Below are 24823 nucleotides of genomic sequence, written 5' to 3' on the forward strand. Positions count from 1 at the left end.
GCGAAGTCGAGCCCATGCGACACTGGTTCGACGAGCGCGTTCGCTCTCTCCCCGACGCAGAGCGTGAACGGGTCGCGGCCGTCCTCGGCGTCGACGCCGTCGCGGACCTGTCGGCCATCGAGCTGCGGCGACGAGCAGCCGAGCTGGTCGACGATTCGGGCGACGCTGGGGAGCAGCCTCGTGGGTGCTGCGCGGTCCACGATACACCGCTTCACGAGGAGTCCCTCCCGGTCGCCGGCGATACGCTCTCGGTCCGGCGCTGCGAGACCGACCCGTGTCTCCTGAACGCGCTGGCCGACCTCGCCATCGACCGGGAGCGCTCCCTCGCCGGCCGCGAGCCCGAGTACCGGGAGACGCGCCGGGTCGTCGACGCCGAGCGACTCCAGTCGGAGCGACAGGTCAAGGAGGCAGGTATCGGCGACGACAGAGAGGAGTGATTACTCGCGGTCGAGCCGCAGTTCTAGCTTCTTCACCCGCGTCGACAGCGAGAGGAACGTCGCGAGCAGCGTCAGGACGACCGCGCCGGCGGCCGCGACCCGGTGCGGCCCGGGGGTGTGGACGACGCCGGAACTCGTGATCTCCTCGGCCGGAATCAGCGTGTGGTGTGGGGTGCCGACGATGGGCACGAAGTAGTCCACGATGTCGTTGAAGCCGTACCAGAGCAGGGCGACCGCGACCGCCCGCACCGGGAAGTCGGAGAGGCGGTGGAGGACGAACCCCTCCAGCACCATCGCGAGGTGGCTCCAGAACAGGAAGTTGTACATCGCCCAGTGGAGGTACGAGAAGTCGCCCTTGAACGCCAGCAGGACGAACGGCGTCCACGCGCCGAGTTTCAGGCAGCCGAAGAAGGCGAGGGCCGTCAGGTAGTCGTTCTGTCGCCCGAGCGCCCACGCGCCGAACGCCAGCGCGATGAACAGCGTGGCGACGGGGCTGTCGGGGACGACCGGCCACGCCGCGACGGGTTCGAGCGCGAACTGGCTCAGTTCCGCGACGAAGCCCGGCGCGGTGGGGTCGAGCCCGTAGTAGTAGAAGCCGAAGGCCGTCCCGAGGACGTTGATACCGACGACCAGCCAGACGAGCCGGAGTCCGAGGTCCTCGACCACCTTCGGGACCGGGGCGACGTACCAGGGGAGCGAGTCACGGTCGGGCAGTTCGTCGTCGAACCCACGCATCGTCAGGGACGATGGGCGGGGGTCGCATAGCGGTGACGGTTCCGGGTACCGGTCGTCGACCCGTCCCGTCGGCCGCTACTTCACCACGACCCGGGTGACGTGGCCACCGCAGCCGCACTGGTCGACGTACCCGGTGATGATGTCGTCCCCGAAGACGGCGTCGAGCTCCTCGAACAGGTAGCCCGAGGGGTGGCCGTGGTTCGCGTGGGTGACGAGGTTGACGAACGTCCCCGAGGCGGTGAACGTGACCGCCTCGACGGCCTGTGCCACGACGAGTTCGCGGTCCTCGGCGTGCTGGGGGGCCTCGAGGTTCGCGGACCAGGAGGTGTAGTGGATGTGGTCGGTGACCGGTGCCGCATCGGAATCAGGGGCGAGACTCATATCTCTATATCGTCATCTCGACAGGTATACCGGTGCGCTGATTCTCACCCCCCGACAATCACGTGCGACGGTACCAGTCGACGGGTGGCTGTGTGTGACACGGCGAAGCTATCGGCAAGTTGGACGGACGTACCGACCTGATTAAGTGGAGCCGGACCTAAGCCGCGGCCATGTCTGAGGAGACAGACCTCGAAGACCTCAAGCGTGGGACCGAGCTCGTCAAGCGCGGGTTCGCGCGAATGCAGAAGGGCGGCGTCATCATGGACGTGGTGAACGCCGAGCAGGCGAAGATCGCAGAGGAGTGCGGCGCGGTCGCCGTGATGGCCCTGGAGGCCGTCCCGGCGGACATCCGCAAGCGCGGCGGCGTGGCCCGCATGGCCGACCCCGCCGACGTCAAGGAGATCATCGACGCGGTCTCCATCCCCGTCATGGGTAAGTCCCGCATCGGCCACCGGAAGGAGGCCGAGATCCTCGAGGCCATCGGTGTCGACATGATCGACGAGTCCGAGGTCCTCACCCCGGCCGACGACGCCTACCACATCGACAAGCGCGAGTTCACCGCGCCGTTCGTCTGTGGCGCACGCAACCTCGGCGAGGCCCTGCGCCGCATCGACGAGGGTGCCGCCATGATCCGCACCAAGGGCGAGGCCGGTACCGGCGACGTGAACCAGGCCGTCCACCACCAGCGCACCATCAAGGGCGCCATCCGCCAGCTCGAGGGCATGAACTGGGAGGAGCGCGAGAAGTGGGCCCGCGAGCACGAGGCGCCCGCCGACCTCGTCCACGAGACCGCCGAGATGGGCCGTCTCCCGGTCGTCAACTTCGCGGCCGGCGGCATCGCGACGCCCGCCGACGCCGCGCTCATGATGCACCACGAGTGCGACGGCATCTTCGTCGGCTCCGGTATCTTCGGCGCCGAGGACCCCGAGGCAATGGGCACCGCCGTCGTCCAGGCCGTCAACAACTGGGACGACCCCGAGGAACTCGCCGAGATCTCCTCCAACATCGGCAAGGGCATGAAGGGCGACGCCAACGTCGACCTGCCCGAGGAGGAGAAGATGCAGGGCCGCGGCGTCTAGACAGGTCTCACCACCGTTCTCGTCTCGTTTCTCGAACCCACAGGCACCGCCGAGTGACGCGTCTGTCGGTACGAAGGTTCATATCGCAGGAGGCGGCCACCCCCGGCGTGCCCTGACGAACCACCACCGGGAGGAAAGCGGGTGCGCGGAACGACTCCCGGTGCCAGCGAGGTTCCGCCTGTTCGCCAGCACTGTCCCTGCTCGAAGCGCCGGTTAGCTCCCGAACCACTCGGTCGACGGTGGCAGGTAGCCCGCGAGGACCAGCGCCGCGAGCGCGAGGTAGCCCGAGAGCCCGCCCCAGAGCACCGAGAAGACGACCCTCGGCGCGAGCATCGCCCCGACCAGACTGACGAGGACGACCAGTGCGAGCGCCCCACTGCGGACGCCCCGTCGCGTCCACAGCCCGCGGACGGCCTCGGCCCGCGAGGAGAGGAGCACCTCGAGGACGACAGCGAGGAGCGCCGCAGCGAGGAACAGCGTCGTCGAGACGTCGACGCTCACGGCGAAGCCCGCGGCTACGGCGAGCGCGAGCGCCACGGCTGCGAGCGCGGCGTCGTCGGCGATGGCCGCGTCCTCTTCCATCACCTCATTCCAGGACGCCGGTTACGATAAAGCCGAGGCCGAGGAACCAGCCGCCGACGGCCACCCCGACGGCGGCCCAGTGGAAGACCAGTGCGAGGCCGCCGAGCGTCGCGGCCGGGGCGAGCGCCGCCGCCAGGAGCTGCCCGAGGCCGGCGGCGGTCGTCGTCAGAAGGATGCCACCGCTGGTGAACGCGACGATGCCGGCGAGGAGTGCGACGACCGCACCCCCGCGCTCGGCGACCCTGCCGAGTCGCTCGACCGGCCGGTGCTCGACCGTGGCCCGGAACGGCGGACGACGAGCTGCCATGTCACTTTCTAACGTGGTCGACCGTGATAAACCTCGGGTGCTACCTGAAGACGCGCGCACCGCCGCCGATCCGGGTCTGGTAGGCACGGGCGTCCACGCCGGCGTCGTCGAACGCGTCGAGCAGCGCACTCGCGACCTGCCGGCGGTCGCCCTCGGACCGGCAGATGGCCAGCACGCCGGGCCCCGCGCCGCTGACCGTGACGCCGGTCGCACCAGCCTCGAGTGCGGCCTCCTTTGCGGCTTCGTACCCCTCGATGAGCCCGGCTCGGGCGGGGGTGACGACCGTCTCGGCCAGGCCGCGCCCGACCAGGTCGGGGTCCTCGCGGTGCATCCCGGCCGTGAGGGTGGCGGCGCTCCCGACGGTCTCGACCAGTTCCTCCATCGTGACCTGTTCCGGGACGACGCGGCGGGCGTCCCGGGTCGAGACGACGAGGTCCGGCAGGCAGGCGACCAGCGGGAGCGACGCGTCGACCTGCGTCACGCCGTCGTCCCGCGCGATGGTGAAGCCGCCGAGGATGGAGGGGGCGACGTTGTCGGCGTGGGCCGCGCCCGACACCACCGCCTCGCCCTCGGCCGCGATGTGGACGAGCTCCTCGCGGGAGTAGCCACGGTCGTACAGCTCGTTGAGCGCGACGGCGGCGGCGGCGGCGCTGGCGGCGGACGACCCGAGGCCGGACGCGGGCCTGACGCCCTTGTCGATGAGGATGCGCGCCGGGGCGTCGAGTTCCTCGGCGACGACGCCGGCCGTGTTCTGGGCCGGGTCCTCGGGGATGTACTGGCTGCCGGCACCGGTCACCTCGATGGAGGTCCTGTCGGCCCGCTCCACGCGAACCACGTCGGCGGGTGCGTCGAGGGCCAGGCCGAACACGTCGAACCCGCTGCCGAGGTTCGCGCTCGTCGCCGGTGCGCGGACGGTAAGCATGCACCCGACTTGGCTCAGTCCGTCTAAAAAACTAGCGGACTGCACAAGATTGGGTGCGGCTCCGGGGGACCGGGGTCTCCTCGTCCAGACGTCGTCCCGACAGCCCCCGAAATCACCCCAGAACCGCCTGCCTGCACCGAGGGTCATTCGCGCTCGTGAGTCGGTACGTGTCCACAAATCCGACCCGGACGTGTTCGGATTCGCTACTATCTTCGGGGCTGAGGGGCATCCAAAAGAAACATTCGTACTCGTCTCCGAGGGCGGAGTAATGACTGTCGGCATCGTCGGCGGCGGCATCGCCGGACTCGCGGCGGCCTACCGGCTCCAGCAGGCGGGCTACGAGGCCCAGATATTCGAAGCGAGCGAGGACATCGGCGGACTCGCGGCCGTCTACGAGACGGCGGGCCAGCCCATCGAGAAGTTCTACCATCACCTCTCGAAGTCCGAGGAGACCATCGTCGAACTCGCCGAGGAGCTCGGCGTCGGCGACCGGCTGGAGTGGCCCTACAAGTCCGACGCCTACTACGTCGACGGCGTCGTCCACCCCATGGACAAGGCCTGGGAGATCGCGGCGTACCCCCACCTCTCGTTCTACGACAAGTTCCGCCTCGGCATGCTCACGATGGAGGTCGACCTGCGCGGCGGCATCCCCTCCTTCGACACCTACGACCGGCTGGAGGACTTCGAGCACGTCCCCATCAGGGACTTCGTCGTCGAGCACACCACCCGGAACGTCTACGAGAGCTTCTTCGAGCCGCTGCTCGACGCGAAGTTCGGCAGCCGCAAGGAGGACGTCTCGGCGGCGTGGCTGCTCGGACGCATCAAGTTCCGCGGCGAGCGCGACCTGCTCAAGGGCGAGCAACTGGGCTACTTCGACGGCTCCTTCGCCGTACTCATCGACGCGCTGGTCGAGGCGGTCGGCCGGGAGAACGTCACCACGGGCGCCCGCGTGAGCGAGGTCGACACGGCCGGCGGACAGGTGTCCTCGCTGACCGTCGAGACCGACGCCGGCACCGAGAGCCACGACGTGGACGCGGTCGTGGTGGCGGCGATGCCGAACGTCCTCGAGGACCTGACGGGGTACACCTGCGACATCGACTTCCAGGGCACGGTCTGTTCGGTCTGGAGCATGGACGAGTCCATCACGGACACGTACTGGCTCAACATCAAGGACGAGGCCCCCTTCGGCGTGCTCATCGAGCACACGAACTTCATCCCGGAGGAACGCTACGGCGGTGAGCACCTCTACTACACCGCGAGCTACATCCAGGACCCGAGCGAGGACCTCTGGCAGATGAGCGACGAAGAAGTCGAACAGCACTGGCAGGACGGCATCCAGGACCTGTTCCCGCACTTCGACCCCGAGATGGTGAACTGGGTCCAGACCGCCCGCAACCCGCGGACCGCCCCGGTGTACGAGCGCGGCTACCTCGACATGGTCGTCCCCTACGACCTCGCCGACGAGGTCGCCGAGGGCGTCTACTACGCCGGGATGGCCTCGCGCGCCCAGTACCCGGAGCGCAGCCTGAACGGCGGTATCGTCGCTGGCTACGCGTGTGCCGACCGCATCGCGGGCAACGCGGCGGCTATCAGGGAGCGGGAACGCGCGAGCGAGGAACAGGCGTCGCTCGCGGAGTAGGTTCCGTAGAAACCGAGAAACACGGCTTGGACCCGAACGGGAAACGTTGTCCCCGGACCACACGGCCATAGCTGGCTTTCGTCGGACTTTCACCGACTCGGTCGACCGAAGCCGACTTCGGCAGGGTTTTCGCCTGCATGCCGAGATATTCCCGAAGTCCCTTTACAGGTACTCCGATACTTGGCCTTCACCTTCGACCGCCATGGCGGCCGAACACTGGTCCGGTACGGTTCTCCTTCGGAGTCGTGACCTCGTTATCCTGTTACGGATTCTTTGGTGTTGACCCCTACTTCCGCCCGTCTCGTCCGACCCTTATGAGGCCGGTTCGATCTGGACGTGAAGCGTCCGGTGCGCCCCCGTGATTCCCGGTGGGCATCCTAACGTAGGGGTGGGGAGCAGATAAAGATTTTGTACGTTACCAAGGCACATGGTCCTGAGACCAAAACCGGTTGAGGAGAACCCGGTGCCTGCAGCTCACTCCTCGTCCTCGACCGCGTCCGCCATCCCGGGTGCATCCGCGATGTCCACGTCCTCGGGCTTCTCCTGGCCGCCGACGACCAGGTCGCCGTCTGCGGTCTCGACGTACACGTCGTCCGCGAAGCCACCCTCGGCGTAGGGGTGCTCCGGGTCGTCGAGTTTCTCGGGCGTCGAGGGGGCGTCGGCGATGCCGTCTTCGGGGTGGAAGTCGCCCAGCGGGTCGTCGATGGTGATGCCGTAGGCCTGGAAGAACGACTCGTAGCGGTCGTAGTGCTGGTCGAGTTCGTCGCTGGGGAACTCCATCATCTCGGTCCAGCCGTGGTTGAAGAAGTCGAAGTTCGCCTGGATGTGGGTGATCTCCCGGGCCTCGGCCTCGGGCATGTAGTCCAGCGCGGCGACGTAGGTGTCCATCGTCGCGTCGAAGAAGTCGTCGAGGTGGTCGCGGCGGTCCTCGCGGTGCGCCTCGTCGGCCTTCTTCAGGAAGATGCTCGTGTGCATGTCGACGAGCTTCTCGTTGGCCACGTCGCTGATGACCGGGGCCGTGAGTGCGGTCTTGAACGCGAAGTGCTTGACGTTCTGGCGTATCTTCATGCGTGGGCGGGGGTTGGGAGTGGAAGGGTAAGAACGTCCCGCCGCCGGCACGACGGCCGGAGTTCCCCGGGCTCAGGCGTGTTATCGCCTGACAGTGGACGGACGGACCCGTCAGCAGATTCGCTCGAATGGCAACCGACTTTAACCCCCGCACCGAAGCCTGCGCGTATGAGTGAGTCGTACGTCATCATCGGCGACGGTATCGCCGGTGGCTCCGCGGCCAAAACACTTCGGGAGGAGTCGCCCGACGCTGACATCGCCGTCCTGACGGACGAGGGCGAACCACTGTACAACCGCATCCTCATCAAGGAGTACGCGAAAGGCAAGATTCCGATGGAGGACCCCCTGTTCCTCCACGACGAGGAGTGGTACGAAGAGCGCGACATCGACCTCGAGCTCAACACCCACGTCACGACGGTCGACACCGACGAGAAGGTCGTCCGGACCCACGAGAGCGACGACTACGAGTACGACAAACTGCTGGTCGCGACCGGTGGGACGCCGACCCAGCTCCCCGTCGACAACTCCGACGCCGAGGGCGTCCACCACTTCTGGACGTTCCAGGACGCACGCGGTATCGCGGACCACTCGTCCGAGTCCGCGACCGGTATCGTCGTCGGCGCCGGCCTCCTCGGTATCGACTTCGCGGCGGTCTGTGGTGCCCGCGGCATCGACGCGAAGTACCTGATGCGCGGTGACTGCTGGTGGCGCTACGCCCTCAGCGAGGACGGCGGCGAGATCATCCACGAGGCCCTGCGCGACATGGGCGTCGAGCCGGTCTTCCAGTCCGGCGTCGACCACTTCGTCACCGACGACGACGGCGTCGTCACAGGCGCGGTCGACCCCAACGGCGAGGAGTACGAGGGCGACTTCGTCGGCGTCGCCATCGGCCTGAACTTCAACACCGAGTTCCTCCGCGGCTCCGGCATCGAGACGGACAACGGCATCGTCGTCGACGAGTTCATGCAGACCAACGTCGAGGACGTGTACGCGGCCGGTGACATCACCAAGTTCTACGACGTCATCCTCGAGGAACACGCCCAGAACGGCTCCTGGGACTCCGCGAAGAAGCAGGGTGCCGTCGCCGCCAAGAACATGGTCAACGGCCACGGCGCCGAGGAGTTCCGCCACGTCTCCTCGTACTCCATCTCGCACTTCAAGGACCTCCCGTTCGTCTCGTTCGGCCACCCGACCCTGGGCGACGACGACGCCGAGCGCAAGTACTCCGACACCGAGTGGCGCCGCCTCACCTTCAAGAACGGCAAGCTCATCGGTGGCGTCCTCATCGGCGACCTCAAGCTCCAGTCGACGTTCAAGCGCATCATCCGCGAGGAGCGCGACCTGACCGGGCAGAAGGAGGTCCTGCTGGAGGAGGACTTCGACGCCGAGATGCTCGAGGCGCCGGCGCAGGAACAGTAGCCGCGGACCCCGACTCGTCTTCTCGCCGTCCCGGAGATTCACGACAGGCAGAGGAATCTTTAAGCCCATGTGTGCCATACCATACCATGGCCCATGGCAGTCAGTGAAACCGCGGAGGGCATCCTCCGCCTCACGGAAGTCGAATCGGTTCCCGCGGACGCGACGGTCCGACACGTCGATCAGCTGTCGGAGGACGCGTACGACCAGGTGATACAACTCGTCGACGACGACGGACCGAATGCGCTCCAGGGGCCGCCAGCACCCGATCTCGCCGACGGCGAGATCATCGTGTTCACTGACTACCTGCGGGTCGAGCGTCGCTGAGACGGACCAGAGGTACCCCTACCCGAGAGGCCGCCGGCCCACGCCGGGACGTTTTCCGATACCGTTTTCCGCCCGCCGAGGTGACCCTCTGGCATGAACGGCGGCAACGATGGAACGATGACGTTGGCGTTCGAGCTGTCTGCACTGCAGGCGCTCGCGGACCCCGAGCACGTCTTCGACGACGCCCGGCGCTGGAGCAAGTACGTGGGAGTCGTCTCCGACAAGCCGACGTACGTCGTGACCAACTTCACCCGCAAGAACCGCATCAGACAGGACTTCTTCTCCGGCCCCCGTGGGAAAGAGGAGAGCCTCGAGAGCGTCGGCGAGCAGTTCGACACCGACCGCCACGTCTTCGTCAGCACGACCCAGGAGGACGCCGACCTGGCCGACCGCGCCGGCTGGGAGTACCTGCCCGTCGAGGACGCGGCCGAGGCGGCCGGCTGGGAGCTTTCCGACGAGGACGAGGAGGCAGAGACCGAGGAAGCGACCCGCGACGACTGGCCGTAGACAGGTAGCTATTTCTCGCCGGTCACGCTACTCGGCGGCGATGGGTATCGACCTCGAAGACGCGGTCGTGACGGCCGTCGAGCGCACCGCGACCCGTGCTGGCGCCACGCTCGCGTGCTGTACGTTCCTCGTCCAGTTGCTCTCCGCGGTCGGTTTCGACACCGAACGAGCGTTCCTGCAGCGACGGCTCCGGCGCGGCCTCGCCGACGCGCTCGAGACGACCCCGGCGACGCTGCTCGACGGGGGACAGCTGGCGGTCTCGCGGGGGGCGCTCGGACTCTCCGAAGCAGTCCCGCACTGGGTCGGGGCCGTGCTCGCGCTGGCCGCAGCGGTCCTCGGCATCGCGGTCACGGTCGTCGGCCTGCGGACGTTCAGCGGCTCGTTCACCGAGGCCGTGCCCCGGACCGCGGTCGCCGGCCTGCCGACCCGGACCGCCCACGCGGTGGTCGGCTCGGTGCTGTTCACCGTGCTCGTCGCCGGCGGGCTGGTGCTGTTCGTTCTCCCGGGTGTCGTCCTCGCGCTGGGCCTGTACTTCGTCACCGCGGCCATCGCAATCGAGGGCGACGACGTGCTCGCGGGGCTGCGCCGGAGCTGGTCGCTGACGGCCGGCAACCGCCTCGACGCCTTCCTGTTCGTCCTGGTGCTCGCGGCGGTGGCCGTCGCGGCATCCATCACCGCGACCGCGGTCAGCAGCCTCCTCGCACAGTCCGCGGACCAGACCGACCTCGTGATGCGGGTCGCGACCATCTCGCCGCTCGCCCGGGTCGCCGGCGTCGGCGTCACCAGCATCGCGACCGTCTTCACGGTCGCACTCACCGCGGCCGTGTTCGACCAGTTCCGGGCGACTGCGGCCGGGCAGGGGCCCGCGGACGACCTCGCGGACGTCGACCCCGAGTTGCTCCCCTGAGCCGGGGCCGGGTCGCGGGGCGGTGTTCTGCAGGGCGTGGACTTTTGTCACCGTCGTGAGTGGGTCCAGCTATGTCCGAGGACACCGAGGTCACGGTGGACGTTGAGGTCGAAGTCGAGGTCGACTCCGACGAACTGGAGATCGAGGCCGGCGACGTGAAAGAGGCCGAGGCGGAGCTGAGCGTCGGTGGCGTCGAGATAGAGGTCGACGTCGAGGTCGAGGTCGACGGGGAGGACGACGGGCACGAATCCGAGGAAGCCGAGACGGCCGACGACGGCGAGGCGGCCGGCGACGATGCGGAAGACGAGACAGGTCGTGAGGCGGGCGACCACGGGGCAGCCGGCGATGACGAGGACATCGACGACGAGGACGAGGCCGCGAGACGGTTCGCGGAGGCGAGCGACGACCCCGAACTCGAGGAGGAGTACGACGACGGCCCCATCTACGAGTAGGTGGCCGGTCGGACCCGACCGACGCGCTCTCCCGAGAGCGCGGCACTTTTCACTGCCGGTCCCGGAGGGACAGGCATGGCTGAACCACGCGTTCCGGGTGGGTCCGGAACCGAACTGTCGCTCCCCGACGGGCCGACCGTGGCCGCGAGCGACATCGACCTCGGGATGCGAGAGTACGTCGAGGACGGTGAACGCTACGCGGTCGTGATGGACGTCCACCCGCCGTCGCGGTTCTTCCCGGAGTCGCTGGTCGCGGTGTTACAGGAGACGGTCGAGACAGCCGACGACTTCGGCGAGTTCGGGACGCCTCACCTGATGGGCATCGTGATGGAAGAGTTCCCGGAGAAGGTCGCGAGCGCCGACGTCTCTGACGACGGCACCATCGGCTGTTCGATGATATGGCTCACCGAGTTCGACTCGCGCCGCCTCCACGAGATAATCGTCGAGCTGGTCGTCGAGCTGATGGAACACGCCATCAGCCACGCCGACGACGACGACGCGGTCAGCGACTTCGAACGCCAGATGCTGGAGTTCGACGTGGCCGAGTTCGTCGAGCAGTACCGCGCCCAGCGCGAGTTCACGAGCGAGCACGATTCGGCGCTGTAGCGGGCGCTCGCCCCCGTGAGTGTGTCACTAGCCAGCATTGTCCTGCCCGCGTTTTATGCTGATGGACGTACTGTCGTCTCGTATGTCATCCCGCCGGAGCGAGTTCGAACGGATCAGGGCCGTTCTCGCGGAGGCGGACGCCGACGAACCGCTGTCGGCGCGGCAGATCGTCGCGCTTCTCGAGGAACACGGCGAGGACATCGAGAGTGCCCACCGCGTCGCGACCATCCTCGGCCGGTACGCCGAACGAGGGGAGGTGGAGGTCATCCGCGACCAGCCCTACCAGTACCGTCTCCTCGACGAACAGGAACCGGACCCATCGGACTGACGCCCTGACTGGTTCTCCCGCGCCGACTGCTCCGTGCCCGGCAGCCGACGGTCTTCGCTGCTGGCGCGCCAGTACTGCCGCCACCGACAGCGTGGTGTCCGTTCTCGTACTGTGTCTTCGCGAGCGCAGTGCGCGCGTGGCCCGGTTCGGCCGCGTGGGCGCCCCGGACGACCGGGCCGGACCGTGCGAACGACTCGCAAGTTCGAATTTCGAAAAGCCGTTACGTTTCTCGTAGTCTATCGTGGGGCTTATTACGATGTACGAATTTGCAGTGAACAAGATAACCATGACCGGCGGGACACCGGACGACACCGACGACGGACGTACTATCCTCCTGATCGGCAGCGGCCCGATACAGATCGGCCAGGCGGCGGAGTTCGACTACTCCGGCGCGCAGGCCTGTCGCGCACTCCAGGAGGAGGGGGCCCGAGTCGTCCTCGTCAACTCGAACCCCGCGACCATCATGACGGACCCGGACATGGCGGACCGGGTCTACATCGAGCCTATCACGACGGAGGCCATCGCGGAGATCATCGAGAAGGAACGCCCCGACGGGGTCATCGCCGGCCTCGGCGGCCAGACCGGCCTGAACGTCACGGCCGAGCTGTCCGAGGAGGGCGTCCTCGACGAGTACGACGTGGACGTCATGGGCACGCCGCTCGACACCATCTACGCGACGGAGGACCGCGACCTCTTCCGCCAGCGCATGGAGAAGATCGGCGAGCCCGTGCCGAAGTCGACGACCATCACCCTCGAGGAGGGCGAGACGGTCGCCGAACTCTCGGAAGAGGCCATCGCGGACCGCGTCGAGGCGGCGGTCGAGGAGGTCGGCGGCCTCCCCGTCATCTCGCGGACCACCTACACCCTCGGCGGCAGCGGCTCCGGCGTCGTCGAGGACATGGACGAACTCAAGCGCCGCGTCCGCAAGGGCCTGCGCCTCTCGCGCAACAGCGAGGTCCTCATCACCGAGTCCATCTCCGGCTGGGTCGAACTCGAGTACGAGGTGATGCGCGACGCCGACGACTCGTGTATCATCATCTGCAACATGGAGAACATCGACCCGATGGGCATCCACACCGGCGAGTCCACGGTCGTCACGCCCAGCCAGGTCATCCCCGACGAGGGCCACCAGGCGATGCGCGACTCCGCGCTGAAGGTCATCCGCGAACTCGGCATCGAGGGCGGCTGTAACATCCAGCACGCCTGGCGCGACGACGGCACCCCCGGCGGCGAGTACCGCGTCGTCGAGGTGAACCCCCGCGTATCCCGCTCCTCCGCGCTCGCCTCGAAGGCGACCGGCTACCCCATCGCCCGCGTCACGGCGAAGGTCGCACTGGGCAAGCGCCTCCACGAGATCACCAACGAGATCACCGGCCAGACCACGGCCGCCTTCGAGCCGGCGATCGACTACGTCGTCACGAAGGTCCCGCGCTGGCCCAAGGACAAGTTCCCCGAGACGGACTTCACGCTCAGCACGGCGATGAAGAGTACTGGAGAAGCGATGGCCATCGGGCGCACCTTCGAGGAGAGCCTGCTCAAGGCGCTGCGCTCCTCGGAGTACGACCCCGACGTGGAGTGGGCCGACGTCTCCGACGACGAACTCGAGACCGAGTACCTCGAACGGCCCAGCCCGGACCGCCCCTACGCCATGTTCGAGGCGTTCCACCGCGGCTACACCGTCGAGAAGGTCATCGAGCTGACCGACATCGAGGAGTGGTACGTCGAGCGCTTCAAGAAGGTCGCCGACTCCTACGACGCCGCGGCCGAGGGCGACTTCACCGCCGCCGCCATCACCGGCCACACCAACGCCCAGATCGCCGCCGCGACCGGCGAGACCGTCGACACCATCGAACAGAACGTCCCCGGGCGCACCTACAAGCAGGTCGACACCTGTGCCGGCGAGTTCGAGGCCCAGACGCCGTACTACTACTCCGCGCGCAAGCCCGAGTGGTACACCGGGCCGTACGAGGGCGAGGCGGCCGCGGGCGAGCTGAAGGTCGACCACGACGTCGAGAGCGTCGTGGTGGTCGGCGGTGGCCCCATCCGCATCGGGCAGGGGGTCGAGTTCGACTACTGTTCGGTCCACGCGGTCCGCGCCCTGCGCGAGATGGGCATCGACGCCCACGTCGTCAACAACAACCCGGAGACGGTCTCGACGGACTACGACACCTCCGACGGGCTGTTCTTCGAACCCATCAACGCCGAGGAGGTCGCCGACGTCATCGAGGCGGTCGGCGCCGACGGCGTGATGATCCAGTTCGGCGGGCAGACCTCCGTCGACATCGGTGAGCCCCTCCAGGCGGAGATCGACCGCCGCGGCCTCGACTGCGATATCGTCGGGACCTCCGTCGAGGCGATGGACCTCGCCGAGGACCGCGACCGCTTCAACCGCCTCATGGACGAACTCGGCATCGCCCAGCCCGAGGGTGGTTCCGCGACCAGCGAGGCCGAGGCCATCGACCTCGCCCACGACATCGGCTACCCGGTGCTGGTCCGCCCGAGCTACGTCCTCGGTGGCCGTGCGATGGACGTGGTCTACGACGACGAGGAGCTGACGACCTACATGGAGGAGGCGGTCCGCGTCTCCCCGGACAAGCCCATCCTCATCGACGACTTCCTCGAGGACGCCGTCGAACTCGACGTCGACGCCGTCTCGGATGGCGAGGACGTCCTCATCGGCGGCATCATGGAGCACGTCGAGACCGCCGGCGTCCACTCCGGCGACTCCGCGTGTATGATTCCGCCGCGCTCGCTCGACGAGGAGACGCTCGGCCGCGTCCGGCAGGTCACGGAGGACCTCGCGACGGCACTCGAGACGGTCGGCCTCATGAACGTCCAGCTGGCTGTGAAGGATGGGGAGGTCTACGTGCTCGAAGCCAACCCGCGCTCCTCGCGCACCGTGCCCTACGTCTCGAAGGCGACCGGCGTCCCCATCGCCAAGCTCGCCGCGAAGGTCATGGCCGGCCAGTCCATCGAGGACCTCGAGGCCGAAGAGCAGATCCCCGAGCACACCAGCATCAAGGAGGTCGTCCTGCCGTTCGACCGCCTGCCGAACTCGGACCCGCGGCTGGGCCCCGAGATGAAGTCCACGGGGGAGGTCATGGGCACCGCGAGCGACTTCGGGATGGCCTACTGGAAGTCCCAGCAGGCCGCTTCGAACGCGGTCGAGGAGGGCACCGCCGTGGTCGACCTCGACGTGGACGGCTACGAGGAGTTCTTCGAGGTCGCAGCGTTCGACGACCGCGAGCGGGCACTCATGGAGGGCAAGGTCGACCTGCTGGTCAGCGACGACCTCGAGTCGCTCCAGACCGCGGTCGAGGAGGACGTCCCCTACATCACGACGGTCGCCAGCGCCGAGGCCTACCTCGACGGCCTCGCCGCGAAGGACGGCGACCTCGAGGTGATGGCGGTCCAGGACCGCCCGCGCACCGTCGGCAAGTGGGGCACCCCCGAGCAGAACTGACGACGGCCCGACCGACGCTCTCCTGTCGGTGAGATATCACCCACCGGAGTTATACCACTTCTCTGGCTGTCGTTCTGTATGGGAACTATCACGACCGGCCGTCCACTCGACGAGGACGGCACGCCGGTCGATGGCCCAGCCCTCCAGATGGACCCCGACGGACCGGCGGCGACGGCGTTCGCCGAGTCGCCGTATCCACTCGCGTCGAGTCCGGCCGCAGAGATGTGGTCGGCCATCGCGCAGCACCCCGCCCGTGACGGGTCGGACGTACCCGCCATGCTCGTGTGGCTCGGCCCCGACGCGCTCGAACTCCCGCCACACGCCCACAGCAACGGCTCCGAGTACTTCCGGGCGCTCGAGGGACCGGTGACACTCGTCGTCGATGGCGAGGAACACCGCCTCGGCCCGGGCGAGGACATCACGGTCGACCCGGGGCGCGAGCACTACTTCCGGAACGACACCGACGGCTACGTCTCGTTCTACGTGGAGCCCCCGTGGTTCGAGACGGTCGAGGTCCAGTTCTCGTTCTTCGGGATGGACCACGAGGGGGTCTTCAGCCGCGACGGCTCCTACGCCGAACCGGACCTCTTCCAGGGACTGCTGTTCTCGGAGTACATCAGCGACGGGACACGTATCGACATGGGTCCCGTCGCCGTCCAGCGCTTCCTCTGGGCGACCGTGGGACGCCTCGCGAGAGCGATGGGCCGGCAGGCCGTCGACGCGCGCTATCTCGACCCCGGGTACTGGAGACGGACCGTCGAACAGCCGAGCCTGTGAGCCGGGTACTCCGCCATTGCTGTGCCCCCTGCGCAGGGTAACTGTCTTGGCCGGGCTACTACGCCGCAGAACGTCGAATCTGGGCGTGAATGGCGGGGAGCGACAGACAACACGACCCGATCGAATCGAACGGCGGACCCGACAGGTACGAGGTGACCGGGTGGGAGTCCCGGACCAGGCTCGACGCGGTCGCGGAGACGGTCCACGGCGGCCTCCAGCGCAGCGCCAGGTGGGCCGTCATCCTGCTCGCCGTGGTGACGTTCGTCGCCCAGCTGGGGCTGGTCGCCTCGGCGCTCGTCTACCGACCCACGCTCGGGCTGTTGACCGTCCTCTCGGTGGTCCCCGCGTTCCTGCTCGCGGGCGCCATCTGGTACGGGAACCCGACGATGCGAGAGCCCATCTGGCCGCTCTCGGTGACGTTCCTGCTGTCCGTGCTGTTCGCGAGCTTCGCGGCCACCCTGAACGGCGCGTTGCAACCGGTCGTGACGGCCCTGCCGTTCGTCGGCATGGTCGTGTTCTTCTTCCTCGTGGTCGGCCCCATCGAGGAGACGGTGAAGTGGCTCTCGGTTCGCCTGCACGCCTACCGGAGCGACGACTTCGACGCGGTCATCGACGGGGCGGTGTACGGGGCGGTCGCCGGCCTCGGCTTCGCCACCATCGAGAACGCGCTGTACATCTCGAAGGGGCTGTTCGAGTCCGGCACGCTCGCCATGAGCGGCGGCTTCGAGCAGATGCTGTCGGCCGCGACCCAGCGCGCCTTCGTCGGACCGGGCCACGTGCTGTACTCGGCCATCGCGGGCTACTACCTCGGGCTGGCGAAGTTCAACCCGGACGACCGCGGCCCCATCGTGGTCAAGGGCCTGCTGCTGGCCGCCGGCATCCACGCGACGTACAACTCGCTCGTCTCGAACCTCCCGTACGACGCCCTCGGTGGCGGCATCGGCTTCGTCGCCTTCGTGCTCGCGTTCGACGGCCTCGTCGGGTACTTCCTCTACCGGAAGCTCTCTCGCTACCGCGACGCCTACGACGAGGTGGCGGCCGAGAACCAGAGTAACGCAGTTAGCGCCGACTAGAGCACCATCGAGTGTCTCTCGAACCCTCAAATTTTTGTGGACTGCACCCATAGTACCCGATGGTGAGTGACGATGCAGCGCGACGAAACCGCGTACAGGCATGACCGTGCATCGCTGACGACCACACGCGACCTCGCCGCCGCGGTGTCGCGGTACGACCTCGTCCTCGCGGTGATACCGCTCTCGTTCGTCGCGGCGGCGGGCTGGTCGGCCGTCACCGACGCGTCGACGACCACCACCGTCGGCATGGCCGGCGTCGTCTGTCTGCTCGCGCTCCTCGACGCGCTGTTCGTCAACCCGCCGCGCCAGGGCCGCCGCGGAGCCGGCGGCTGACCCGGTTCTGCGCCCCGATTCCGGATGCAGTCGGGCGGTTCTTTCGGCCGAGTGTGCCGGGCGCGGAACGGTTAACATACACCAGTCCGTAGCATGGTACAGTGACACACGATAGCTACCGGCTCCTCGTCGCGGGCGCGAGTGGGGAGACCGGCATCGACATTCTGGACTACCTCGCAGAGACCGACTACACCGCTCGCGCCATGACACGCCACGGGGAGAACGAGTCGCGGTTACGGCGCCACGGGGCGGACGAGGTCGTCGTCGGCGACCTCTTCGACCGGGACGACGCCCTGCGCGCGGTCGACGGGGTCGACGGCGTGCTCTGTGCCGTCGGGTCCCCGCGGCGACGGTTCCTCTACGGGCGGCCGGTCGACGGCGACGGCGTCCAGCGACTCGTCGACGCCGCGTTGCACCACGACGTGTCGTACTTCGTCTTCGAGTCGGCCCTCGGCGTCGGCGACTCGAAGGGCGGTCTCTCGCTCCCCGAGCGCCTGCTCCGCTACCGCGTCCTCCGCGCGAAGCACGAGACGGAGAAGTACCTCCGCGAGTCCGAACTCCCACACACCATCATCCGACCCGGCCGGTTGCGCGAGGGCGAGATGACACAGGACCTCGTCGTCGCCGAGGGCGGTGCCACGGTGTCCGGGAGCGTCCGCCGGGCCGACGTGGCCTGGCTGATGGTCGCCGCCCTGACCACGCCGGAGGCCCGCAACCGTACCTTCGAGGTCGTCGGCCCCGAGAGCGCCCCCGGCGGCGTCGAGGACGTGGTCGAGTTCGACTGGCGCGGCCCCGAGACCGGCCTCGTCGCCACGCGCTCTGACTACTCGATTCCCCTGTGACGCCTAGATGGTACTCGCCAGCGTCCGGTAGTGGTCGGCTATCTTCTCCGCCCAGCGTTCGTCCGTCGCGTAGTAGACGTTCATCCCCTCGAGGTGCGGGCCGTTGTAGCGCCAGTTGCCCGGCTCGAGGTAGCGGTCCGCGACCTCGCCCATGACGTACCAGACGCAGTCCGCGAAGGTGTCGAAGTACTTCGCGCCGTCGTAGGGGTCGGAGTCGACCGCCCCCCAGCCGAAGAGGTTCTGCTTGTCCTGCGCGATGGTGCTCGTCCCCCACGCCGACTCGTGGATGGCGTGGGCGGCCTGGTACACCGCGTTGACCGAGTACTCCTCCTGAACGGCGACGAAGGTGTCCCCGAGCCCGACGAGGGGACTGTCCGGTCGCTCGGCCGCGATGGCGTCGTCGATCTCGGCGCCGGTCACGTCCACGGGCTGGGTCAGGTCCGTCTCGATGGTGAAGTCCGTGCTCGGTTCGCGACCACTCCCGCCCGTCCCGGTGTCGGCCGCGAGGTACGCCTCGGCCGACCAGCCCCGCGGGCCGTCCTGCCAGTCGACCTCCCACCAGGTGTAGCCGTCGGCGGTGACGTAGCCGTCCTTGACGAAGCCGGCGTCCGTGCTCGAGACGACGCCGACCACGTCGTGGCTGGTGCTGGCGCCCGTCCTGACGTTCAGGTCCGTCGTCGGGTGGACCTCCTCGCCGATGAGGAAGGCCGCGTCGCTCTCCTCGCCCTGTGCCGACCCGAGGTACTCCTCGACGGACCAGCCGCCGACGCCGTTGGCCCACTCGACCCACCACCAGGTGAAGCCGTCGTTGGTGACGTAGCCGCTCGCGACGGTCCCCAGCTCGTCGGCGGGCTGGGTGTGTTTCACGTTGTCCGCGACCTCGGCGCTGGAGCGGACGTTGACGCTCGCGGTCGAGACAACGTCCTCACCGATGCTGAACGTCGGTGCCGTCGTCGGGCCGCCGACCTTCTGTACGAGATAGTCCCAGTTCCACGTGCTGCCGGGGTCGGTCTTGCCCCCGGTGACCGCAGAACAGTCGTAGGGCGAGGGAATCTGCTCGTGCCCGATGATGCCGCCGTCACCGTCGTAGGCCGAGCAGGGCGCGATGTCGTAGGTGGGGTGGCGCACCGCGACCCCGTAGGTGTCACAGAGGTACGCGACGAGGTCGGCGACGCCCTGGTACAGCCCCTCCGAGAAGTCCGTCTCGCCCGCGTAGCCGGCCATCTCGATGTTGATGGCCGTGTCGTTGTACGGGCCGTTCCCGTTCGTCCACGCCACGTCCTCGACGTTCACCATCTTCGTGATGGCGCCGCCGGCGTCGACCACGAAGTGCGAACTCACGTCCGAGTCCGGGTTCTTGAACCAGCTGATGCCCGCACTCGCCGAGCCCTCGATGGTGTGCAGGACGACCCACCGGATGTCCCCGGCGGTGCGGCTCGCGTCGCTGTAGTTGCTGTAGTGGGCCGGGTCCCACTCCATCGCTGGCTTGGTCGCTGCCGTGGCCGCGTCGGCGCCCGAGAGGAGCGCGCCGGTCGCGAGCACGCTCGTCCCGGAGGACAGGAAGTCGCGTCGTTTCATACAACCATCCAGAGATTCGGATTAAGCAAAACGGTACGGGAGGAAAGTTCTACACCGGGCGTGGAATCTCCCGCCGGATTCCAGTCCCCGCGGAGATCCCGGCGCCCTCCGGTCAGTCCTGTTCCGGCCGCCGCTCTCCCGACCGCCCCCCGTCCGGGCCGGACAGGTCGGGGTCCAGAGCCGGCTCGGCGGACGCACGACCACCGGCGAGTCCCGTCGGTTCCTCGTCGTCCTCGCCCGCGGCCTCCCGGCCGACCGGTTCGAACTCGACCAGCACGGTCGTCCCGCGGGGCTCGCGGTCCGCGAACGACACCCGGCCGCCGGACTTGCGGACGGTCCAGACGACGAGCCAGAGGCCGATGCCGCTGCCGTGGCGGAGCGGCTGTTCGCGCCCCTCCAGGATGGGTTCGATCTCCGTCTCCGGGATGCCGGGACCGTCGTCGCTGACGCGCAACTCGACCATCCCGTCGGGGTCGCTCGCCGGCGTCACCGACACCGCGACGGTCGGCTCGGCCCGGTCGTTGTGCCGGATGGCGTTGTCGACGAGGTACTCGACGACGGACTGGATGGAGAGCAGCGACCGGACGAACGCGTGCTCGGGGACGTCCACGGTGATGGACGCGTGGGGGTGCTCGTCTCGCATCGCCGCGACCGCGTGCTCGACCGCCGCCGCGAGGTCGACCTCGTGGACGTCGCCCCCGTCCCGGCCCGCGATGTCCTCTATCTGCTGGGCCTTCCGGGTCTGCTCCTCCAGGCGCTCTGCCGTCTCCAGCAGGGCGTCGAGCGCCGCCGCCTCGTCGGCGTCGAGGTCGGCGTCCCGGAGGTTCTGGGCGTTCCAGGTGATGGCGCTCAGGTCGTTCCGGAGGTTGTGCCTGAGCAGGCGGTGCAGGACCAGTATCATCTCGCGTTGCTCGGCCAGCGCCTCGTTCGTCTCGGCGAGGTCCTCGGCGGCCGCGACCGCGTCGGCACGGGCCGCCTCGGCCGCCTCGATCTGGCGCCGGAGCGACTGCTGCAGGCTGTCGAAGGCCGCCGCGAGTTCGCCGAACTCGTCGGCCCGCCCGGTCGACAGGTCGACGTCGAGGTCACCGCGCTCCAGGCGCTCCGCCTTCTCGGCCAGTCCCCGGAGCGTCCGGACCGTGTTCCGGCCGATGGTCGCCGCGATGACCAGCAGCCCGACCAGCGAGACGACCGTGATGCTCGACACCAGCGTCGTGATGGAGCGCTCCGCCTGGTAGGCATCGGCGGTCGGCGTGTACACCAGCACCGTCCACTCGCTGTCCGGGACCGGCGCGTAGCCGAGGACGTAGCCCGGGCGAAGCGGCGGCTGGACCTCGCCGCGGCCGAGGAACCCGGCCTCGCGGTCCGGGCCGCCCCGGATGAAGTCCGGGGGTTCGCCGGCCTCGCTCTCGCCCAGCCGGTGTGGCACCGCGCCGCCGAACCCGTCGTAGAAGACCGTCCCCTCGCCGTCGACGAGCTGGACGGTCCCCGTCTCGACCCCCGTCTCGGCGCTGGACTCGAAGGACGGGATGGTGGCGACGAGGACCAGCCACTGGTCGGGTCGCCGCGGGACCGGCGTGACGTACGCCACCACCGGCTCCCCGAGCGACGTGTAGACCGACGACGTGTGGACCTGCGCGCCCCCGCCGAACGACGGCGGCGTCACCGCCCAGGGGGCGCCCTCGGCCGCGAAGTCGGTCCCGTCGTGGGTCCGCCAGCTGGCCGTGCTGGCGATGACCGTCGTCGTGTCCGCGTCGACGACGTGGACCGCCCTGACCGTGTCGGGCAGGAACCAGGCCTCGCGCTGCAAGAACAGCTCGACAGCGCGGGGTTCGTCGTGCTGGAGGTCCTGGTACTTCGAGAGCATCCGGACGATGCGGACGTTCCGGTCGTCCCAGTCGCCGACCCGGTCCGCCTCGAGGCGGGCCACCGTCAGCGAGTCGGCCTCGACGGACGCGTCCAGCTCCGCGTCGGCCTGGAGGTACGCGTTCACGCCGACCCCGGCGACCACGACGACCACGAGCAAGAGCGCGATGGTCAACTTCGCGAGGTAGCTCCCCCGGACTGCGGCAGGGAGGAAGCGCCGCGGCCAGTCCCGCATCGTCATCGGCCCCCGGACTCGCGCGCCGGCAGAAGTTCGGCGCCGTCGTCGACCGTCCGGCCGGTCACCGCCTCCCAGACCGCGGCGTAGGTCTCGATGGCGGCCCCCACGTCGCGGACGTACTCGAGCGCCTCCAGGCGGTCCGGGGGCGGGTAGATGCTGGGGTTCTGGCGCACCCAGTCGTCGATGTACGGGAGCGCCGCCTCGTTCGGCGAGGCGTAGAAATTGTAGTTCGAGATGGTCGCGCTCACCCGTGGGTCCAGCAGGTAGTCGACGAAGGCGTGGGCCGCGTTCGGGTGGGCGGCCGTGACCGGAATCGCGGCCGCGTCGACCCACATCACGCCGCCCTCCGTCGGGATGTGGTACTCGATGGGCGAGTCGCCGTTCTCGAACAGCTGCCAGTAGGCGATGAACGCCTCCCCGGACCAGGTGTGGACGGGCGAGGCGCGCTGGTCGACGAGGTTCGAGACGATGTGGGTCGAATCGTACGCGAGCACCAGCGGGCGCTGCTCGCGCAACAGCTCACCGGCCTCGCGGACCTGACTCTCGTCGGTCGTGTTGATGGAGTAGCCGAGTCGCTTGAGCGCGACGCCGACGCTCTCGCGCACGTCGTTCAGCATCGTGACCTGGCCCGCGTACGCGTCGTCCCAGAGCACGTCCCACGACACCGGCAGTGGGATGTCCGTCCGGTCGCGGTTCCAGGCGATGCCGGACGTGCCCCACTGGAACGGGACGGAGTGCCGGCCGGGCCCGGGGTCGTAGGTCGGCTGGGTCCGCCACCGCGGCGCGAGGTTCGACCAGTTCGTGAGCTTCGAGCGGTCCAGGGGCGCGATGCGTTCCTCGTCCACGAGGAGCGTCACGTAGTAGCCACTGGGGAAGACCAGGTCGTACGAGGGCGCTGTCGGGTCCTGCAGCGCCCGGTACATCGTCTCGTTCGAGTTGTAGTAGTCGACGGTGACGTCGACGCCGAACGCGTCGGCGAAGTGCCGGATGGTCTCCCGGGGCCAGTAGTCGTGCCACTGGAAGATGCGCAACTCGTCCTCGATGTCGTACTCGGGCAGCGAGAGGCCGAGGCGGTCGCGCAACACGGGGTTCCCGCGCTCCGACGTGTCGGTCGTCGTGGGTGGCCGGCGCCGGTCACCGGCCCCGAAACAGCCGGCGGCGACGCCACTGCTCGTGGCTGCGAGCGCACCGAGAACGGCCCGGCGACTGCGTCCCCCCATACTCCGTGCTACCTGCTAGTAGGTGGGTACGAGAGATAAAGAGACGGCCGCGCTGGCTGTGGCGGTCAGTCGTCGGCGACGACCGCTCGACGGTCGCTGGAGGCACCGACCATGTCGAGCACGTCGTCGAAGAAGTCGAGGGAGTCGTGCGGACCGGGGTTGGCCTCGGGGTGGTACTGGCGCGTGATGATGCTCAGCTCTTCGCTGTCGAGGCCCTCGGGGGTGTCGTCGTTGACGTTGCGCTGGGTGACGGTGAGCTTGTCGCCGGGGTCGGCGACGGTGTAGCCGTGGTTCTGCGTGGTCATGACGACGCGACCGGTCGCCTCGTCGATGACGGGCTGGTTGACGCCGCGGTGACCGAAGTCCATCTTCTCGGTGGTGCCACCGAGCGCGCGGGCGACGATCTGCTGGCCGAGGCAGATGCCCGCGATGGGGAGTTCGCCCGTGAAGGACTCGACGAGCGAGACGGCCGCTTCGAAATTCGCAGGGTCGCCGGGGCCGTTCGAGATGAACAGGATGTCCGGCGCGAGCGCGGTGACCTCCTCGGGCGTCGTGTCGTAGGGCAGGACGTGGACGGTCGCGTCGCGCTCGGTGAGCGAGTCGATGATGGACTTCTTGGCGCCGCAGTCGACGAGCGCGACGGTCGCGCCGTCGCCGGTCTGGTTGTAGACCTCGGGCTCGTCGACCGAGACCTGCGCGCCGATGTCGGTGTGCTCGCTCATCGTCTTGCACTCCTCGAGCTCGGCGAGCGCGTCCTCGGGGGTCACGTCGTCGCCGACGGCGATACCGCACTTCATCGCGCCGCCCTCGCGGATGTCGGTGACGAGGTCGCGGGTGTCGAGGTGGTCGACGGCCGGCACGCCCTCGGCGGTCAGCCAGTCGGCCACGTCGTCGGTGAGTTCACGAGCGACGACCGCGCGGGGGTGGACGCGGTCGGACTCGAAGCGTTCGGGTCGGACGCCGTAGTTCCCGATCAGCGGGTACGCGAAGGTGAGGACCTGCTCCTCGTAGGAGGGGTCGGTGAGACTCTCTTCGTATCCGGTGTAGGCTGTTGTGAAAACCAGTTCGCCACGGGCTGTCCCTGGAGCACGACCACGCGCCTCGACGACGTGGCCACCCTCCAGCGCTACGTAGGCGTCCGTCATTACGAGATACGTATCGACCAACCCAAATAAGTCTTGCTTTCGAAATCAGACTACGAATTTCGTAACGGTCAAGTCTTGCCGCCCGGTAGTGTTCGACCTCCATGGACGAACTCGACCGCCAGATACTGAACATCCTCCGACGGGACGCCCGAACACCCTACACCGAGATCGCCGAACAGGTCGGCACCAGCGAGGGCACCGTCCGGAACCGCGTCGAGCGGATGACCGAAGAGGACGTCATCGAACGGTTCACCGTTGCGACGCGGACCGGGAACGTCAAGGCGATGATAGAGGTAGGTGTTGCGGTCGACGTCGACACCACCGACATCTCCGGGCGGATGGCCGAGTGGGAGGAGGTCGACTTCGTCTGGCAGGTCTCCGGCGAGGAGGACGTCGTGCTGGTGGTCGACTGCGCGGACACGCAGGGGGTCAACAAACTCATCACGCAGGCGCGCGAGCTGGAGGAGGTCGTCTCGACGAAGACGCGGCTCATCCTCGACGAACGGCTCGGCTAGGGCCGCCGCGCCGACGGACGGCGGTCGACGGGGCGGCGACACGTTGGCAGGCCGGAACGTACCGCGGGTAATCCTCGATTAAC

26 protein-coding genes are annotated in these 24823 nt (G+C 68.3%); 16 read left to right on the plus strand and 10 right to left on the minus strand.

Annotation, left to right across the window (positions count from 1 at the left end; all coding sequences use genetic code 11):
• Positions 1-14 precede the first annotated feature (14 nt).
• Positions 15-437 carry a hypothetical protein gene (locus tag NOV86_RS06825; protein ID WP_267640591.1) on the plus strand — a complete coding sequence of 141 codons (423 nt, stop codon included), beginning with the start codon at positions 15-17 and terminating at the stop codon, positions 435-437.
• On the opposite strand, the gene NOV86_RS06830 is transcribed toward NOV86_RS06825, so the two are convergent.
• Positions 438-1172, minus strand: coding sequence for a DUF1405 domain-containing protein (locus tag NOV86_RS06830; RefSeq protein WP_267640592.1), 735 nt, complete (start codon positions 1170-1172; stop codon positions 438-440). It abuts the gene before it with no gap.
• 75 nt (positions 1173-1247) lie between these two features.
• The gene (locus NOV86_RS06835) at positions 1248-1553 is read right to left on the minus strand and encodes a CGCGG family putative rSAM-modified RiPP protein (protein ID WP_267640593.1); all 306 of its coding nucleotides are present in this window, start codon (positions 1551-1553) and stop codon (positions 1248-1250) included.
• A 170-nt stretch (positions 1554-1723) separates the two neighbouring features.
• Between NOV86_RS06835 and pdxS the strand changes: the two genes are divergently transcribed.
• The gene (gene pdxS / locus NOV86_RS06840) at positions 1724-2632 is read left to right on the plus strand and encodes a pyridoxal 5'-phosphate synthase lyase subunit PdxS (protein ID WP_267640594.1); all 909 of its coding nucleotides are present in this window, start codon (positions 1724-1726) and stop codon (positions 2630-2632) included.
• Positions 2633-2845: 213 nt separating this feature from the next.
• Here the strand turns inward: pdxS and NOV86_RS06845 are convergent, their stop codons facing one another.
• The 3 genes from NOV86_RS06845 to NOV86_RS06855 are packed head-to-tail and all read right to left on the minus strand — an operon-like array spanning position 2846 to position 4443.
• Entirely contained in the window at positions 2846-3214 is a 369-nt protein-coding gene (locus NOV86_RS06845; protein WP_267640595.1) for a hypothetical protein, read from the minus strand.
• 4 nt (positions 3215-3218) lie between these two features.
• The gene (locus NOV86_RS06850) at positions 3219-3521 is read right to left on the minus strand and encodes a hypothetical protein (protein ID WP_267640596.1); all 303 of its coding nucleotides are present in this window, start codon (positions 3519-3521) and stop codon (positions 3219-3221) included.
• A 40-nt stretch (positions 3522-3561) separates the two neighbouring features.
• Positions 3562-4443 carry a homoserine kinase gene (locus NOV86_RS06855; RefSeq protein WP_267640597.1) on the minus strand — a complete coding sequence of 294 codons (882 nt, stop codon included), beginning with the start codon at positions 4441-4443 and terminating at the stop codon, positions 3562-3564.
• A gap of 268 nt (positions 4444-4711) precedes the next feature.
• Here NOV86_RS06855 and NOV86_RS06860 point away from each other — a divergent pair, with 268 nt between their 5' ends.
• The gene (locus NOV86_RS06860) at positions 4712-6082 is read left to right on the plus strand and encodes an NAD(P)/FAD-dependent oxidoreductase (protein ID WP_267640598.1); all 1371 of its coding nucleotides are present in this window, start codon (positions 4712-4714) and stop codon (positions 6080-6082) included.
• A 474-nt stretch (positions 6083-6556) separates the two neighbouring features.
• Here NOV86_RS06860 and NOV86_RS06865 read toward each other — a convergent pair whose 3' ends face one another.
• The gene (locus NOV86_RS06865; RefSeq protein ID WP_267640599.1) at positions 6557-7150 is read right to left on the minus strand and encodes a DUF6149 family protein; all 594 of its coding nucleotides are present in this window, start codon (positions 7148-7150) and stop codon (positions 6557-6559) included.
• Between the two features lie 168 nt (positions 7151-7318).
• Here NOV86_RS06865 and NOV86_RS06870 point away from each other — a divergent pair, with 168 nt between their 5' ends.
• From NOV86_RS06870 to NOV86_RS06925, 12 genes are all read left to right on the plus strand, one after another.
• Entirely contained in the window at positions 7319-8569 is a 1251-nt protein-coding gene (locus NOV86_RS06870) for an NAD(P)/FAD-dependent oxidoreductase (protein ID WP_267640600.1), read from the plus strand.
• A gap of 93 nt (positions 8570-8662) precedes the next feature.
• The gene (locus tag NOV86_RS06875; RefSeq protein ID WP_267640601.1) at positions 8663-8893 is read left to right on the plus strand and encodes a DUF7979 domain-containing protein; all 231 of its coding nucleotides are present in this window, start codon (positions 8663-8665) and stop codon (positions 8891-8893) included.
• Positions 8894-8986: 93 nt separating this feature from the next.
• Positions 8987-9400, plus strand: coding sequence for a DUF7124 domain-containing protein (locus tag NOV86_RS06880; protein WP_267640602.1), 414 nt, complete (start codon positions 8987-8989; stop codon positions 9398-9400).
• A gap of 40 nt (positions 9401-9440) precedes the next feature.
• Positions 9441-10307: a DUF7847 domain-containing protein gene (locus tag NOV86_RS06885; RefSeq protein ID WP_267640603.1), complete on the plus strand. Its 867-nt coding sequence runs from the start codon at positions 9441-9443 to the stop codon at positions 10305-10307.
• Positions 10308-10378: 71 nt separating this feature from the next.
• Entirely contained in the window at positions 10379-10759 is a 381-nt protein-coding gene (locus NOV86_RS06890) for a hypothetical protein (RefSeq protein WP_267640604.1), read from the plus strand.
• A gap of 75 nt (positions 10760-10834) precedes the next feature.
• On the plus strand, positions 10835-11365 hold the full coding sequence (locus NOV86_RS06895; protein ID WP_267640605.1) for a DUF5815 family protein: 531 nt from the start codon (positions 10835-10837) through the stop codon (positions 11363-11365).
• An 82-nt stretch (positions 11366-11447) separates the two neighbouring features.
• Entirely contained in the window at positions 11448-11693 is a 246-nt protein-coding gene (locus NOV86_RS06900) for a hypothetical protein (protein WP_267640606.1), read from the plus strand.
• Between the two features lie 256 nt (positions 11694-11949).
• Entirely contained in the window at positions 11950-15156 is a 3207-nt protein-coding gene (gene carB / locus NOV86_RS06905) for a carbamoyl-phosphate synthase large subunit (protein WP_438266707.1), read from the plus strand.
• Positions 15157-15234: 78 nt separating this feature from the next.
• On the plus strand, positions 15235-15933 hold the full coding sequence (locus tag NOV86_RS06910; protein ID WP_267640607.1) for a cupin domain-containing protein: 699 nt from the start codon (positions 15235-15237) through the stop codon (positions 15931-15933).
• A gap of 89 nt (positions 15934-16022) precedes the next feature.
• Positions 16023-17006 (plus strand): PrsW family intramembrane metalloprotease, encoded by a 984-nt coding sequence (locus NOV86_RS06915; protein WP_267640608.1) that lies wholly within the window; start codon positions 16023-16025, stop codon positions 17004-17006.
• Positions 17007-17078: 72 nt separating this feature from the next.
• Positions 17079-17339 carry a DUF8015 family protein gene (locus NOV86_RS06920; RefSeq protein ID WP_267640609.1) on the plus strand — a complete coding sequence of 87 codons (261 nt, stop codon included), beginning with the start codon at positions 17079-17081 and terminating at the stop codon, positions 17337-17339.
• Between the two features lie 101 nt (positions 17340-17440).
• Entirely contained in the window at positions 17441-18181 is a 741-nt protein-coding gene (locus tag NOV86_RS06925) for an SDR family oxidoreductase (protein ID WP_267640610.1), read from the plus strand.
• Between the two features lie 3 nt (positions 18182-18184).
• Here the strand turns inward: NOV86_RS06925 and NOV86_RS06930 are convergent, their stop codons facing one another.
• The 4 genes from NOV86_RS06930 to carA form a co-directional block, all read right to left on the minus strand.
• Positions 18185-19759 (minus strand): N-acetylmuramoyl-L-alanine amidase, encoded by a 1575-nt coding sequence (locus tag NOV86_RS06930; RefSeq protein WP_267640611.1) that lies wholly within the window; start codon positions 19757-19759, stop codon positions 18185-18187.
• 112 nt (positions 19760-19871) lie between these two features.
• Complete coding sequence (locus tag NOV86_RS06935; protein ID WP_267640612.1) at positions 19872-21863, minus strand: sensor histidine kinase; 1992 nt, start codon at positions 21861-21863, stop codon at positions 19872-19874.
• The gene (locus NOV86_RS06940) at positions 21860-23080 is read right to left on the minus strand and encodes a polyamine ABC transporter substrate-binding protein (protein ID WP_267640613.1); all 1221 of its coding nucleotides are present in this window, start codon (positions 23078-23080) and stop codon (positions 21860-21862) included. Before NOV86_RS06940 ends, NOV86_RS06935 begins: the two co-directional genes overlap by 4 nt.
• A gap of 65 nt (positions 23081-23145) precedes the next feature.
• Positions 23146-24225: a glutamine-hydrolyzing carbamoyl-phosphate synthase small subunit gene (carA, locus tag NOV86_RS06945; protein ID WP_267640614.1), complete on the minus strand. Its 1080-nt coding sequence runs from the start codon at positions 24223-24225 to the stop codon at positions 23146-23148.
• A gap of 101 nt (positions 24226-24326) precedes the next feature.
• Between carA and NOV86_RS06950 the strand changes: the two genes are divergently transcribed.
• Complete coding sequence (locus NOV86_RS06950; RefSeq protein WP_267640615.1) at positions 24327-24740, plus strand: Lrp/AsnC family transcriptional regulator; 414 nt, start codon at positions 24327-24329, stop codon at positions 24738-24740.
• Positions 24741-24823 lie beyond the last annotated feature (83 nt).

It is taken from the genome of Haloarchaeobius amylolyticus (genome assembly GCF_026616195.1).
GTDB classification, from domain to species: Archaea; Halobacteriota; Halobacteria; order Halobacteriales; family Natrialbaceae; genus Haloarchaeobius; species Haloarchaeobius amylolyticus.